The organism is Bradyrhizobium algeriense (assembly GCF_036924595.1).
In the GTDB taxonomy this organism is placed as follows: Bacteria; Pseudomonadota; Alphaproteobacteria; order Rhizobiales; family Xanthobacteraceae; genus Bradyrhizobium; species Bradyrhizobium algeriense.
The window spans coordinates 4739262-4753681 of record NZ_JAZHRV010000001.1 but is presented as its reverse complement, the minus strand read 5'-3'; the positions used below and the strand labels follow the sequence as shown (position 1 = coordinate 4753681).

The 14420-nt window shown below is 63.1% G+C and carries 11 protein-coding genes and 1 pseudogene; 9 read left to right on the top strand and 3 right to left on the bottom strand.

What is annotated here, in order from left to right; genetic code table 11:
- The first annotated feature begins 10 nt into the window (after nucleotides 1-10).
- From V1286_RS22965 to V1286_RS22935, 7 genes are all read left to right on the top strand, one after another.
- Nucleotides 11-628 (top strand): Isoquinoline 1-oxidoreductase subunit, encoded by a 618-nt coding sequence (locus V1286_RS22965; protein ID WP_334482954.1) that lies wholly within the window; start codon nucleotides 11-13, stop codon nucleotides 626-628.
- A 118-nt stretch (nucleotides 629-746) separates the two neighbouring features.
- Nucleotides 747-1067 (top strand): hypothetical protein, encoded by a 321-nt coding sequence (locus tag V1286_RS22960; RefSeq protein WP_334482952.1) that lies wholly within the window; start codon nucleotides 747-749, stop codon nucleotides 1065-1067.
- On the top strand, nucleotides 1010-1813 hold the full coding sequence (locus V1286_RS22955; RefSeq protein ID WP_334482950.1) for an ABC transporter substrate-binding protein: 804 nt from the start codon (nucleotides 1010-1012) through the stop codon (nucleotides 1811-1813). Before V1286_RS22960 ends, V1286_RS22955 begins: the two co-directional genes overlap by 58 nt.
- A gap of 5 nt (nucleotides 1814-1818) precedes the next feature.
- Nucleotides 1819-3192 carry an MmgE/PrpD family protein gene (locus V1286_RS22950; protein WP_334482948.1) on the top strand — a complete coding sequence of 458 codons (1374 nt, stop codon included), beginning with the start codon at nucleotides 1819-1821 and terminating at the stop codon, nucleotides 3190-3192.
- Nucleotides 3193-3198: 6 nt separating this feature from the next.
- Nucleotides 3199-3951 carry a 3-oxoacyl-ACP reductase family protein gene (locus V1286_RS22945; protein ID WP_334482946.1) on the top strand — a complete coding sequence of 251 codons (753 nt, stop codon included), beginning with the start codon at nucleotides 3199-3201 and terminating at the stop codon, nucleotides 3949-3951.
- Nucleotides 3952-4035: 84 nt separating this feature from the next.
- Complete coding sequence (locus tag V1286_RS22940) at nucleotides 4036-6132, top strand: molybdopterin oxidoreductase family protein (RefSeq protein ID WP_334482943.1); 2097 nt, start codon at nucleotides 4036-4038, stop codon at nucleotides 6130-6132.
- A gap of 72 nt (nucleotides 6133-6204) precedes the next feature.
- A complete protein-coding gene (locus V1286_RS22935) occupies nucleotides 6205-6987 on the top strand; it encodes an enoyl-CoA hydratase/isomerase family protein (protein WP_334482941.1) in 783 nt (260 codons plus the stop codon).
- 489 nt (nucleotides 6988-7476) lie between these two features.
- On the opposite strand, the gene V1286_RS22930 is transcribed toward V1286_RS22935, so the two are convergent.
- The 3 genes and pseudogenes from V1286_RS22930 to V1286_RS22920 all read right to left on the bottom strand — a co-directional run bounded on the left by V1286_RS22930 (nucleotide 7477) and on the right by V1286_RS22920 (nucleotide 11707).
- Entirely contained in the window at nucleotides 7477-7905 is a 429-nt protein-coding gene (locus tag V1286_RS22930) for a GlcG/HbpS family heme-binding protein (protein WP_334482939.1), read from the bottom strand.
- Nucleotides 7901-10877 (bottom strand): annotated as a pseudogene (locus V1286_RS22925) (FAD-binding and (Fe-S)-binding domain-containing protein); the annotation flags it as partial. The pseudogene V1286_RS22925 and the gene V1286_RS22930, both read right to left, overlap by 5 nt.
- Before the next feature lie 98 nt (nucleotides 10878-10975).
- Nucleotides 10976-11707, bottom strand: coding sequence for a GntR family transcriptional regulator (locus V1286_RS22920; protein WP_334489837.1), 732 nt, complete (start codon nucleotides 11705-11707; stop codon nucleotides 10976-10978).
- 132 nt (nucleotides 11708-11839) lie between these two features.
- Between V1286_RS22920 and V1286_RS22915 the strand changes: the two genes are divergently transcribed.
- The gene (locus V1286_RS22915; protein ID WP_334482935.1) at nucleotides 11840-13042 is read left to right on the top strand and encodes a pyridoxal-phosphate-dependent aminotransferase family protein; all 1203 of its coding nucleotides are present in this window, start codon (nucleotides 11840-11842) and stop codon (nucleotides 13040-13042) included.
- Between the two features lie 144 nt (nucleotides 13043-13186).
- Nucleotides 13187-14386, top strand: coding sequence for a pyridoxal-phosphate-dependent aminotransferase family protein (locus V1286_RS22910; protein WP_334482933.1), 1200 nt, complete (start codon nucleotides 13187-13189; stop codon nucleotides 14384-14386).
- Nucleotides 14387-14420: the final 34 nt, after the last annotated feature.

Genomic DNA, 14420 nt, shown 5'->3' with positions numbered 1-14420 from the left:
GGCAATCGATATGAAATCGGAATTGCGGTTTCAGCTTGCGGTCGCCGTGCTTGCGGTCGCGGCGAGCATGTTTACCGGTTACGCCATTTCCCAAACCGCACCGCAATCGCTTGCAAGCCCGGAAAGCTTCGCGTTGATATCGGATACGGATGCGCGATCGGCGGCCATGTTTACCGAACTGGGCAAGGTGCTGACCCATCCGCGCTGCACGAATTGCCATCCCGCAACCGATCGGCCGCGGCAAGGCGACGAGGGCCGGCTGCACCAACCGCCGGTCACGCGCGGCGCGGACGGTCATGGCCTTCCGGCGATGCGCTGCTCAAGTTGTCACAAGCATGCGAACTTCGAACCCGGCCGCATGCCGGGCCATCCGGAATGGCATCTCGCGCCGCGCGAAATGGCGTGGGAGGGCAAGACGGTTGCCGAAATCTGCGCGCAGCTCAAGGACCCCGCACGCAACGGCGGACGCAAGGTCGAGGAACTCATCCATCATATCGGCGAAGACACGCTGGTTGGTTGGGCCTGGGTCCCCGGCGGAGGCCGCAGCCCCGCGCCGGGGACGCAAAAGCAGGCCGGTGCCCTGGTCGAAGCCTGGGTGAAGACCGGCGCGGGCTGTCCCGCGCAGTAGCATTTAGGCTTAGCGGCCATCGCCAGACGCTGCCGGCGATGGACAGCGGGCCATCCATAGGAATAATGCGGGGGATCAGGGGTATCTAACTTCGCCGACAGCGCGGGGATTCGAAAACATGAAACACCCAGGGATTTCACGCCGCCATATGCTGGCTGGCGCCGGTGCTGCTCTCGCGGGCGCAGCATTCTCCACGCGCGTGATGGCCGCTGCGCCGCCGCCGGAAGCGGTGACCCCGGCGCTGATCGACGCGGCGAAGAAAGAAGGCAAGGTCATATATTACACCTCGACCGATTTGCCGGTCGCGGAGAAGCTGGCCAAGGCGTTCGAGGCGAAATACCCGGGCATCGCCGTCCGCGTCGAGCGCACCGGCGCGGACGCGTGTTCCAGCGCATCGGCCAGGAATATTCCAGCAACATCCATGCCGTCGATATCGTGAACTCGTCCGATGCCGCGCATTTCATTGTCTGGAAACGCGACGGCATTTTGGCGCCTTACGTGCCGGAGGAGGTCGCAAAATATTATCCGGCCGAGCACAAGGACCCGGACGGCCAGTTTGCCAGCTTCCGCGTCTGGCTCAGCATCATTGCCTACAACACCAATCTGGTGAAAGCGGAGGACGCGCCGAAGAGTTTTGCCGATCTGCTCGACCCCAAATGGAAGGGCAAGATCGTCAAGGCACATCCCGGCTATAGCGGCACCATCATGACCGCGACCTACCAGATGCAACGCGATCTCGGCTGGAGCTTCTTCGAACAGCTTGCCAAGCAGAACATCATGCAGGTGCAGTCGTCGGCCGATCCGCCGAAGAAGCTCGATCTCGGCGAGCGCGCGGTGATGGCGGACGGCAACGAATACAACATCTTCCAGATGAAGGAGGCCGGCCGTCCGGTCGAGCCAGTATATGCCACGGAAGGGTCGCCGCTGATCATCGGACCGAACGGCGTCTTCAAGGATGCGCCCAATCCGAACGCGGCAAGGCTGTTTCAGTCGTTCAGTCTCAGCCGGGAGGCCCAGCAGCTGATCATCGATGTCGGCGGCCTCCGCTCGGTGCATTCTCAAACCGTCGAGAAGGCGGGGCGCAAGTCGCTCAAGGACATCAAGACCATGAAGGACGACGCCGCGGCGGTGGAGAAGGAGAGCGAGTCGATCAAGGCTCGCTACACAAAAATCTTCCGCATTTGACCGCTATGGCCTCCGGACTGCCTGAGACTTCGGTCGCCGAAGCGCTGGCCGAAAAGATCGTCGCACTGCAAGGCGGCGCATTGCCGGCCGCAACCGTGCGCAAATGCGAGGAGCTGCTGATCGACGTAGTCGGGCTATGTGTCACCGCGCGCAACGAGGCCTACGTCAGAAGCGCGTTGGCGGGTTACGACGATGATGGTCCCTGCACGGCGATCGGGCACAAGCGCACCCTGAATGCGGCAGGCGCCGCCTTCGTCAACGGCACGGCCGCACATGGCGAGGATTTCGACGACACTTTTGAGGGAGGCCCGGTGCATGCCGGCGCCGTGATCGTGCCGGCGGTGCTCGCCGCCTGCGAGCGGCATAATCCTGACGGTCGCATGGCGCTGATCGGGATCGCCGTCGGCACCGAAGTGCTGTGCCGGTTGAGCCTCGTGGTGCCGAAAGCCGTCCATAAGGCCGGCTTTCATCCGACGGCAATCTTCGGCGCGATGGGCGCGGCCGCCGGTGTCGGTGCGTCGCTCGGCCTCAATGCCAGGCAGATCGTCGATGCGCTCGGCGTCGCCGGCAGCATGGCTGGCGGCATTATCGAATACCTCGCGGAAGGTGCCTGGACCAAACGTCTGCATGCCGGATGGGCGGCGCAGTCGGGTATCCGCGCGGCGCTGTTGGCACGGGCAGGGTTCGTTGGCCCGCGCACGGTGTTCGAGGGCGTGCACGGGCTGTTCTACGGCTTCGCGCACACTACGGAGGGCGATTATGACGCGCTGACCGGCGATTTTGGCACGCGCTGGGTGACGGATACGCTGGCGTTCAAGCCTTATCCATGCGGGACCATGGCGCAGCCCTATATCGATTGCGCGCGCCGGCTCGGCGCGCGCGGCATCAAGCCCGAGGACGTTGCCGGGATCGTCTGCGAGGTGGCGGAGGGAACGGTGCACCGGCTATGGGAGCCGCTCGCCGACAAGCAACATCCCCGCAACGGCTATGCCGCGAAATTCGCCGTGCCTTATCTGCTGGCTACCGGCTTCGTGCATGGCGGCGTCGGACTCGGTGCATTCACCGAAAACGCGATCCGCGATGAGCGCGTGCTGGCGCTTGCCGCCAAGGTGAAATTTGGGATCGACCCGGACAATCCCTATCCGAACAGTTACACCGGCCACATCCGCGCCACCCTCAGGGATGGCAGCGTGGTGGAAGAGCGGCAACCATATTTGCTGGGCGGCGCGCAGGAGCCACTGACGCGGCAGGACGTGACCGACAAGTTTTTGCTCAACGCCGAGCACGGCGGCTGGAGCGCTGCACAAAGCGATGCAGCGTTGAAACTGATGGCGGGGCTATATAATGGCCGTATCGATCTTTCCTCATTGCGCGGGTAGCGACTCATGACGCAGGAACTCGCCGGCAAGGTCGCTGTCGTCACCGGCGCGGGCCGCAACATCGGCCGCGCGATCGCCCTGACCCTGGCGGAGGGCGGTGCGTCCATCGTGGTCAATGCACGCAGCAATCGCGCCGAGGCGGACGCGGTTGGGCGCGAGATCGAGGCCGCCGGTGGCAAGGCGCTGGTTCATATCGGCGACGTCGCCGACGCCATGGCAGTGCAGGCCATGGCGGATGCCGCCGTGAAGCATTTCGGCCGTATCGATATCCTTGTCAACAACGCGGCGCTGCGGCGCGAAAAACCCTTCGCCGAGATGGACTACGCGGGGTGGCGCGAAATCCTCGATGTCACCCTCGATGGAACGTTTCACTGCGTAAAGGCCTGCCTGCCGGCGCTGCGCAAGTCAGGTGAGGGGACCATCGTCAATATCGGCGGCCTCAGCGCGCATACGGGCGCGAAGAACCGCGCGCATGTGGTGACGGCGAAGGCGGGCATCATTGGCCTGACCCGGGCGCTGGCCCACGATCTTGCCGATGACGGTATCACCGCGAACTGCGTGGTTCCCGGGTTGATCGGCACGCCACGGCCCAAGGACAAACCGGAGCCGGCGCATCATTTGATCCATCAGACCATCACCGGCAATCGGGGCCTGCCGGAAGACGTCGCTGTAACCGTGCGTTTTCTGTGCGGGCCCGGCGCGCGCTACATAAACGGGCAGGCCATCCACACCAATGGCGGCGCCTATTTGGGCGCCTGATGCATGGCTAAAGGCCGTTTTTGCAGGTGTACTGCCTGACAAACCCTCTCGGCGACCGCGGCGTTTGATGTTACCTAGAAACGCATGAACCAGCATGCCAAGGTCGCTATCCGCCACTCCACCTGTCCGCACGATTGTCCGTCGGCCTGTGCGCTCGACATCGAAGTGATCGAAGGCCGTTCGATCGGCCGGGTTCGGGGCTCCAAGCTGCAGACCTATACCGCCGGTGTCGTCTGCGCGAAGGTCGCGCGCTACGCCGAGCGCATTCATCATCCCGACCGGCTGCTCTACCCGATGCGCCGCACTGGACCCAAAGGCTCCGGCCAGTTCGCGCGAATTTCCTGGGATGAAGCGCTGGACGAAATCGCCGCGCGTTTCGATCAGGCCGAGCGTGAATTCGGCGCTCAGTCTGTCTGGCCCTATTACTACGCCGGCACCATGGGGCTCGTCATGCGCGACGGCATCAATCGCCTCGCGCATGTGAAGAAGTATTCCCGTTTCTACGGCACCATCTGTGCGACTATCGCGCGCATCGGGTTTGCTATCGGCACTGGCAAGATCGCTGGCGTCGACCCGCGCGAGATGGGGGTCTCCGATCTCGTTGTGATCTGGGGCACCAACCCGGTGAATACCCAGGTCAACGTGATGACCCACGCCTCGCGCGCCCGCAAGGAGCGCGGCGCGAAGATCGCGGCGATCGATGTCTACAACAACGATACGATGAAGCAGGCCGATATCAAGATACTGCTCCGGCCGGGCACCGATGGCGCCTTCGCTTGCGGCGTCATGAACGTGTTGTTCCGCGAGGGTTACGCGGATCGCGCCTATATGGATCGCTACACCGATTGTCCTGACGAACTCGAGGCGCACCTTAAGACCCGCACGCCGGAATGGGCTTCAGCGATCTCGGGCGTGCCGGTGGAAGAAATCGAGGCGTTCGCGCGCGTTGTCGGCCAAACCAAACGTTCGTTCTTCCGCCTCGGCTACGGCTTCACGCGCAGCCGCAACGGAGCGGCGCAGATGCATGCAGCGCTGTGCATCCCGGCGGTGACTGGCGCCTGGCAGTATGAAGGTGGCGGCGCCTTCTTCAACAATGCTTCGATCTGGAAGTTCGACGAATCCATCATCGAGGGGCATGACGCAATCGACCGCACGACCCGCTGGCTCGATCAGTCCCTGATCGGGCGTATCCTAACCGGCGACGCCGAAGCCTTGAAGGGTGGACCGCCGGTCAAGGCGATGCTGATCCAGAATACCAACCCGGTGACGGTGGCGCCCGAACAGGCACTCGTGCGTCAGGGCTTCGCGCGCGAGGATTTGTTCGTCGCGGTGCATGAGCAGTTTATGACCGAGACGGCCGCCATGGCCGACATCGTGCTTCCGGCCACGATGTTCATGGAACACGACGACGTCTATTACGGTGGCGGGCACCAGCATATTTCGGTCGGCGCCAAGCTGATCGATCCGCCCGGCGAGTGCCGTTCCAACCATGAGGTGCTGCAAGGCCTCGGCCGTCGCCTCAACGCCGTGCACCCGGGTTTTGAGATGTCGCCGCGCGAACTAATCGATGCGACGCTGAAAAAGAGCGGCCACGGCGATATCGAAACGCTGGAAGCGGATCTATGGCGCGATATCCAGCCGGATTTTCGCACCTCGCATTATCTCGACGGCTTCGCGCACGCTGACAAGAAGTTCCACTTCAAGGCCGACTGGGCGCACCCGCCCGTCGGCAATCCGGGCTTGGGTCCCTGGGCCGAGATGCCCTCGTTGCCCGATCACTGGACGATCATCGAGGAGGCGGATGAGAAACATCCGTTCCGCCTCGCCACTTCGCCGTCGCGCAGCTATCTCAACACCAGTTTCAACGAGACGCCGGGATCGCAGGCTCGCGAGGGTGCGCCGACAGTGATGATGCACCCCGAAGACGCCTCAAGCCTTTCGATTGCCGATGGCGATGCCGTGACGCTCGGCAACATGCGGGGCGAAACCACGCTGACCGTGAAAGTATTTGACGGTGTACGCCGCGGCGTGCTGATCGCCGAATCCATCCATCCGAACAAGGCGCATATCGGCGGCCGCGGCATCAACATGCTGACCGGAGCTGAGGCTGTTGCTCCCATCGGTGGCGCGGCATTCCATGACAACAAGGTCTGGGTGACGAAGGCTGCGCCCGCCGGCTAATTCCCGCTTGCAGTCCGCTGCCATCCTGCCGCAAATGCTTGCCGTGCAACGGCAAACCAGGCGAGCAGGACAATGACCGACACGAGCAGCGTGATACGCGAAAAGCGCGGACAGGCGTTCTGGATTACCATCAATCGGCCCGACAAGCGCAACGCCATCAATACCGATGTGGTCGCCGGCATCGCCCGCGGCTATCGCGAAGCGCATGACGACAAGGAGGTCCGCGTTATCGTGCTGACCGGCGCGGGCGACAAGGCGTTTTGCGCGGGTGCCGATCTGCAGCACAGCGGCGCTGCCTTCGCGATGGATTATTCCCGGCCGAATGTCGACTACGCCGATCTGCTGCGGCTGTCGCAGAACGCCACCAAGCCCGCGATCGCCCGCGTGGGCGGCGTCTGCATGGCCGGCGGCATGGGACTGTTGTGCATGACCGACATGGCGGTCGCCGCCGATCATGTGATTTTTGGTCTACCCGAAGTGAAGGTCGGCGTGTTCCCGATGCAGGTGCTCAGCCTGCTGCAGTCGATCGCGCCGAAGCGGCTGGTCAGCGAATGGTCGCTGACCGGCGAGCCTTTCGACGCGCACACGGCCAAGGAAGCCGGCCTCCTGAACTACGTGGTGCCCTCGGCTGAACTGGACGCCAAGGTCGATTGGTTGATCAGCCGCATCGTCGACAAGTCGCCGACCGCGATCCGACGCGGCAAATACGCCATGCGGGCGATCGCCTCGATGTCGTTCGACGAGAGCATCGCCTATACCGAAAGCCAGATCGCGCTGCTGGCGATGACGGAAGACGCCAAGGAGGGCCTCAAGGCGTTCGGCGAAAAGCGCAAGCCATCATGGCCGGGCAAATAGCTCGATAGGACGGTTCCATAGCCTCCACGGACACGACCGAGGCAGCCCTTATGCGCGGTTATTCCTCGACTTCGCGCGTTCGGCGGCCTCGCGCCACCGTCGAACAATTTCGGCCGTGATGATGTATGCGCCAACAATCAGCAGAATGGCTTCGATCATGACTTGTCCCCGCCAAGGAAGCGCCGCCGATAAACTACAATACGCATGTGTAGTTGCCAAGTCGGCTTTCTACATCCGAAACGAGTTCCAATGACGAGGTTCCCGAAGGGGCGTCCGTTCTTATCTTGAATTGGAGGAGGGCAAATACGAGCAACGTCCTCGGCGCTGCGCGGCTGGCGGCCTTGTATATCGAGGAAACCAACGTGGGGACAGATCCCGGCCGCGATCGAGATCTGACACGGCCCGAGGTGGAGACACTGCTCGACCGCTGGTTCTTGCCATCAACGCACGAGGCGGTCAGCCAAGATCAATCGGGGGCGTAGACGACGTTTACCCCACATTCGCTTTCAGTCCGGCGGCTTCGATGCCAGCGACCGCGCAAGCCTCGTCATTGTCGGACGTGTCGCCGCTGACGCCGACGGCGCCGAGCAGGCCTCCATCGCCCTGGATCAGCACGCCGCCGGGCACTGGCACAAGGCGGCCTTGGGCCATCGTGTTCACCGCACTGACGAAGTAGGCCTGCTCCTGGGCGCGCTGGAACAACGCCCGCGATCCCATGCCCATCGCGAGCGCGCCATAAGCCTTGCCGTGCGCGATCTCGGCCCGCATCAGGCTGGTGCCATCCTGCGCCGCCGTGACCTTCACACAGCCGCGGGCATCAAGGATGGTGATGACCAGCGGCTTCAGTTTCTTCTCGACGCCCTTGGAAAGGGCGGCATCGAGAATCTTGCGGGCGACGTCGAGGGTAAGTTCGGCCATGAATAAGTTCCTTTGCGATTGAGTGGGGATTACTGGTTGGGCCGCGCACTGTCGAGGCTCATCGCGAGCACCCGGGCGACGTGCAGTGCTGCACGGTTCGTGCCATCCTTGATCTGGTGTCGGCAGGAGGTACCGTCGGCAACGATCAGCGTGGCCGCATCGGCGCGGCGAACGGCCGGCAGCAGCGACAGCTCGGCCATTTCCATCGAGGCTTGATAGGTGTCGGCGGCGTAGCCGAACGCGCCGGCCATGCCGCAACAACTGGATTCGATGATTTCGACACTGAGATCTGGAATGAGGCGAAGTATTTTTTCGACCGGCTTGAACGCGCCGAATGATTTTTGATGGCAGTGGCCGTGAACCAGCGCTTTCGCCGGCATGGCGCCAAGTGGCAGTTTCAGGCGGCCGGCTTCCGCCTCGCGAACCAGAAACTCCTCGAACAGTAATGCGTGTGCGCTGACGGTCTTTGCGTCTTTGTCCGAGCGCAGCGAGAGCAGCTCGTCGCGAAGCGTCAGCAGACAGCTCGGCTCCAGCCCCACGATCGGCACGCCGCGCGCGGCGAATGGGGCGTAAGTCGCCACCAGACGATCCAGTTCGCTGCGCGCCTGTTCGACCAGGCCGGCTGAGAGGAACGTCCGCCCGCAACACAGCGGACGGGCGCGGTCGACAGGTCTTGGCATATGCACGCGATATCCGCCTTCAACCAAAACACGCAACGCGGCGTCGAGATTCTCGCGCTCATAGGCGCGGTTGAACGTATCGGCGAACAGCACGACCTCATGGCCATCCGCGGCGCCGAAGACCTCAGCGCCGGCCTTGAACACGTCGCGGCGGAATGCGGGCAGGGCGCGCTTCGCGCTGATGCCGGCAAACTTCTCGAACAGCGCACGCAGCAACGGACTGTTGTTACGCCAGTTGGCGAGGGGAGCGAAGCGGGAGGCGAGATCCGCATAGCGCGGCAGATAGCCGACTAACCGGTCGCGCAGCGAAAGGCCGTGCTTCTCTGCGCGCGCAGCCAGCACCTCGATCTTCATCTTGGCCATGTCGACGCCGGTCGGGCATTCATGACGGCAAGCCTTGCAGGATACGCAGAGTTTGAGCGTATCCATCATCTCGTCGGAGGCTAGGGCATCCGGCCCGAGCTGGCCCGAGATCGCCAGCCGCAGCGCATTGGCGCGGCCTCGCGTGACGTCCTTTTCGTTGCGGGTCGCGCGATAGGACGGACACATCACGCCGCCCTCGAGCTTCCGGCAGGCGCCGTTGTTGTTGCACATCTCGACGGCGCCCTGAAAGCCGCCGCCGGCGCCGGGATAGGCCGACCAGTCGAGCACGGTCTTCAGCTCGCCTATGCGATAGTCCGGCGAAAAGCGAAACAGCGAACGGTCATCCATTTTAGGCGGATCGACGATCTTGCCGGGATTGAGCAGATTGTCCGGATCGAAGCGCTGCTTGACCTCCCGGAAATCGGCAACGATGCGGGAGCCGAACATCGCCTCGTGAAATTCGGAACGAACCAGCCCGTCGCCATGCTCGCCGGAGTGCGAGCCCTTGTATTCGCGCACCATCTCGAACGTTTCTTGGGCGATGGCCCGCATCGCCTTGACGTCCTTTTCGAGCTTCAAATTGAGGACAGGGCGCACATGCAGGCAGCCTTCAGACGCATGCGCATACATGGTGCCGCGCGTGCCGTGCCTGGCGAAGATGGCGTTGAGCCGTTCGGTATAGTCCGCGAGATGCGGCAGCGGCACCGCGCAATCCTCGACAAAGGAGACCGGCTTGCCTTCCTGCTTCATCGACATCATGACGTTAAGGCCGGAGGTGCGGAAATCCGCGATTGCCGTCTGCGTCGCGGGTTCTATGACGTCGACCACACCACCCCATTTGCGCTGCGGATGGTTCCAGCCGAAGCCAAGGTCTGCCATCAATTCGGAAAGCCGCTTTAGCTTTTGCAGATTGTCGAGCTGATCCTCTTCCGCAAATTCGACGATCAGCAGCGCATCCGGATCGCCGCGCACGGTCGCCTCGATTACGGGCCGGAACATCGCGATGTCACGCCCGAGCGCGATCATGGTGCGATCAACCAGTTCCACCGCGATCGGACGCAGCTTCACCAGATGTTGTGCCGCATCCATCGCTTCGTAAAAACTGCCGAAATGGCAGACACCCAGCACCTTGTTGCGGATCACAGGCCACAGCTTGAGTTCGACCTGCGTGGTGAAGGCCAGCGTCCCCTCGGAGCCGACCAGCAGATGCGCCATGTTGTTCGGCGCGTTGCGCGGCACCAGCGCATCGAGATTGTAGCCGCCGACGCGGCGCTGCACCTTTGGAAACCGCTCCGATATCTCGGCGGCCTCGCGCTCGCCGAGGTCGAGCATGTCACGGAATAGCGCAAGCCCGCTCTGGGACGAGTTCACCCGCGCCAGATCCCGCGGGACCTCGCCGAAATGCAGAAGCGTGCCGTCGGCCAGCGCCGCATCCATCGATAGCGTGTTGTCGCGCATGGTGCCGTAGCGCAGCGAACGGCCGCCGCAGGAATTGTTGCCGGCCATGCCGCCGATGGTGGCGCGCGAGGCGGTGGAGACGTCGACCGGAAACCAGAGCCCGTGCTTTTTGAGCTGGCGATTGAGGTCGTCGAGCACGATGCCGGGCTCGACCACGCAGGTACGGTTCTCGACATCTAGCGAGAGGATGCGGTTCAGGTGCTTGGAGAAGTCGACGACAATCCCGCCGTTGACCGTCTGGCCGCACTGTGAGGTGCCGCCGCCGCGCGGGGTGACGATCAGGCCGTCATCGCGGGTGATCGCAAGCGCGCGCAGCGCCTCATCGATGGTACGGGGGATCACGACCCCGAGTGGCATGATCTGGTAAAACGACGCGTCGGTGGCGTAGCGGCCGCGGTCGATGGCGTCGAAAAGGACGTCGCCGGTCAGGTCTGACCGCAGGCGTCGCTCGAGCGTTGAGGCGTTTTTCATCCCAAATCCAAAGCGATCCAAGAGGGCTGTTGTAACCCCTCAACGGGATTATGCACTTTTTACAGGACGAATTACATTATGAATTCATAATCGGCAAGCTAGCTGCCCGCAGTCGCGGCTGCGGTGGCATCCCGTGCCACGGCCAGATGTTCAATGGCTGCGGCTCGCTTGTTGCGCAAGTGCTGGAACAGGATGTCGCTCAGCTCGCTTGCGGCGCGACGGCGCAGCGCATCCAGGATCGCTTCGTGCTCGCGCATGGCTTCGCCCCAGCGCTGCCGCTTGCGCGCAAAATTGGCGGAATAGCGGACGCGGCGGATCCGGCCGGCAAAACTGGCGTAGGCCGCGCGCAGGGTCTCGTTGCGGGCGGCGGCAACGATACTCTCATGGATGCGCTGGTTAACCTGAAAATAGCCGTGCATGTCGCTATTGAGGTAGTGGCCGTACATCTCATAGTGCAGCCGCTCGATCGCGACGATTTCCTCGTTTGTGATGGCTTCGCAGGCAAGGCGTCCGGCGAGGCTTTCCAGGCCAGCCATCACGTCGAAAAGCTCCTCCAGATCCCGCTCGCTAAGCTGGCGCACGCGTGCGCCGCGGTTGGGAAGGAGTTCGATCAGGCCCTCCGCAGCCAGGACCTTGAGCGCCTCGCGCAGCGGCGTCCTGGAGATTCCAAGCATCTCGCAGAGCTGCCGTTCCGGAACACGTGCACCCTCTGGAATGTTGCCTTCGACGACGTAATCGCGAAGCCGCAGCAGGATTTCGCCGTGAAGCGAGGCCTCCTGGCGGTCGGACTGGGCGATCGGCACCCCGGCTTCGGGAATCGTGGATTTCATTTGCATAACAGTAGTTTGCGGAATCTGCGGCGTCGACGACCTAAATCGAATACCAAAATTAGATTGAAAAGACAAAAAATGAATGCAAAATGAGCTGCGCGTTGATCGAAACGGGCTTCCTGGGAGGTTATCATGCGGCAAGGACGGCATTTTCTGCAGATTCCAGGGCCGAGCCCGGTCCCGGACCGGGTTCTTCGCGCGATGGACATGCCCGTGATCGATCACCGCAGCGCCCAATTCGCCGAACTCGGGCGGGCGGTGCTGGAGGGTAGCCAGCGGATTTTCCAGACCGCTGGACCGGTGATGATCTTCCCGTCGTCAGGGACAGGCGCCTGGGAGGCCGCGATCGTCAATACGCTTTCGCCCGGCGACAAGGTCCTGATGGTGGAGACCGGCCACTTTGCGACCCTGTGGCGCCAGATGGCGGGCCGCTTCGGGATCGAGGTCGATTTCATTGCCGGGGACTGGCGTCGCGGCGCCGACCCCGCCCAGATCGAGGCGAGACTCACAGATGACGCCGAACACGCGATCAAGGCGGTGATGGTCGTCCATAACGAGACGTCGACCGGCGCCACAAGTCGTATCGCCAACATACGCGCCGCGATCGACCGGACCGGACATCCCGCTTTGTTGATGGTCGACACCATCTCCTCGCTCGGGTCGGTCGACTACCGGCATGACGAATGGAAGGTCGATGTCAGCGTCAGTTGTTCGCAAAAGGGTTTCATGCTGCCGCCCGGCCTCGGCTTCAACGCGATCTCGGAGAAGGCCCGCGCCGCTGCCAGGACCAACCGGATGCCGCGCTCCTATTTCGACTGGGAGGAAATGCTGAAGCCGAACGCGAAGGGCTTCTTCCCGTACACGCCGGCGACAAACCTGCTTTACGGGCTGCGCGAGGCGATCGCGATGCTGCTCGAGGAGGGGCTCGATAATGTGTTTGCGCGTCACCAGCGGCTCGCCGCAGCGACGCGAGCGGCGGTCAATCATTGGGGGCTGGAGGTGTTGTGCCAGGAGCCCCAGGAATATTCGCCTGTGCTGACCGCCGTACTGATGCCGCCGGGGCATGACGCCGATCAATTCCGTCAGGTCGTGCTCGACAACTTCAACATGTCGCTCGGCTCAGGCCTGTCGAAGGTCGCAGGCAAGGTGTTTCGCATCGGCCATCTCGGTGAATGCAACGAGCTCACGCTGCTCGGTGCGTTGACCGGTGTGGAGATGGGCTTGTCGGTCGCAGGCGTACCGCACCGCTCCGGAGGCGTCGATGCCGCGATGAAGTATCTGGAGCAGCGTCCGCAAGGCAATTCCCCGGCGCATCTCAAGGTCGTCGGCAGCTAGCCGGCAGCTCCGGCCTGCCCGGGTGGGCGCCGCTCCAGCCCTGCTCCTTATGCATTGACGTGCTGCGTCCGGCGGGCGACAAGCCCGCCAAATGGTGATATTCGAGCGGCTCGAAACGCCAAGGTAATACCGGGAAGGACGCCCATGACCGTGCATACTGGAAGGCATTTTCTGCAGATTCCGGGACCGACCAACGTGCCGGACCGGGTGCTGCGGGCCATGGATATGCCGACCATGGACCATCGGGGTCCCGAGTTCGCCGAGGTCGGCCACGCCGTGCTGGCGGCCATGCAGCGGGTGTTTCGCACCAGGCAGCCGGTGATCATCTACCCGTCGTCCGGCACTGGCGCCTGGGAGGCGGCCCTCGTCAATACTCTGCAGCCCGGCGACAAGGTTCTGATGGCGGAGACCGGGCAGTTTGCCGTGCTGTGGCGCGGTATCGCCGAGAAGTTCAAGGTCGATGTCGATTTCCTGCCCGGCGACTGGCGTCACGGCGCCGACCTCGAGCAGATCGAGGCGCGGCTGTCGGCCGACAAGGCGCACAAGATCAAGGCCGTGTGCGTGGTTCACAACGAGACGTCGACCGGCTGCGTCACCCATCCGCAGGAAGTTCGCAAGATTCTCGATCGCGTCAATCATCCCGCGTTGCTGATGGTCGACACCATCTCCGGTCTCGGCTCGCTGGAGTATGAGCACGATGCCTGGGGCATCGACGTGTCGGTGGCCGGCTCGCAGAAGGGCCTGATGCTGCCGCCGGGTCTCGGCTTCAACGCCATCTCGGAAAAGGCGCTTGCCGTGGCGAAGGCCAATCCCGCGATGCGGTCCTACTGGGACTGGCAGGAGGTCATCGCGATCAACAAGGCGGGCACTTGGCCCTATACGCCCGCGACCAATTTGCTGTTCGGTTTGCGCGAGGCGGTCAACATGCTCGAGGAAGAGGGCCTGGAGAACGTCTTCGCCCGGCACAAGCGCCACAGCGCCGCGACGCGCGCCGCCGCCAAGGTGTGGGGCCTCGAAACGCAATGCCAGGAGCAGGGCGCGCACTCGCCTGCGCTGACCGGCGTCGTCATGCCGGAAGGCCATGACGCCGATAATTTCCGCAAGGTCGTGTTGGAAAACTTCGACATGTCGCTCGGCACCGGCCTGAACAAGATCAAGGGCAAGGTGTTCCGGATCGGTCATATCGGGCACTTCAACGACCTGATGCTGATGGGCACGCTGTCGGGCGTCGAGATGGGCCTCGATCTCGCCAAGGTACCGCATCGCGGCGGCGGCGTGCTGGCAGCGATGGAAGTGCTCAAGGGACGCGACGTCGTCGCTATGCCGAAGGCTGCCGTTGCCTGAGATCGTTTGACCGAAACAACAACAGAGAGAGCTG

Bases quoted from the DNA above. Each gene is read 5' to 3' on its own strand.
- V1286_RS22965 (WP_334482954.1), top strand. From the start codon at position 11: ATGAAATCGGAATTGCGGTTTCAGCTTGCGGTCGCCGTGCTTGCGGTC.
- V1286_RS22960 (WP_334482952.1), top strand. From the start codon at position 747: ATGAAACACCCAGGGATTTCACGCCGCCATATGCTGGCTGGCGCCGGT.
- V1286_RS22950 (WP_334482948.1), top strand. From the start codon at position 1,819: ATGGCCTCCGGACTGCCTGAGACTTCGGTCGCCGAAGCGCTGGCCGAA.
- V1286_RS22945 (WP_334482946.1), top strand. From the start codon at position 3,199: ATGACGCAGGAACTCGCCGGCAAGGTCGCTGTCGTCACCGGCGCGGGC.
- V1286_RS22940 (WP_334482943.1), top strand. From the start codon at position 4,036: ATGAACCAGCATGCCAAGGTCGCTATCCGCCACTCCACCTGTCCGCAC.
- V1286_RS22935 (WP_334482941.1), top strand. From the start codon at position 6,205: ATGACCGACACGAGCAGCGTGATACGCGAAAAGCGCGGACAGGCGTTC.
- V1286_RS22930 (WP_334482939.1), bottom strand. From the start codon at position 7,905: ATGGCCGAACTTACCCTCGACGTCGCCCGCAAGATTCTCGATGCCGCC.
- V1286_RS22920 (WP_334489837.1), bottom strand. From the start codon at position 11,707: ATGAAATCCACGATTCCCGAAGCCGGGGTGCCGATCGCCCAGTCCGAC.
- V1286_RS22915 (WP_334482935.1), top strand. From the start codon at position 11,840: ATGCGGCAAGGACGGCATTTTCTGCAGATTCCAGGGCCGAGCCCGGTC.
- V1286_RS22910 (WP_334482933.1), top strand. From the start codon at position 13,187: ATGACCGTGCATACTGGAAGGCATTTTCTGCAGATTCCGGGACCGACC.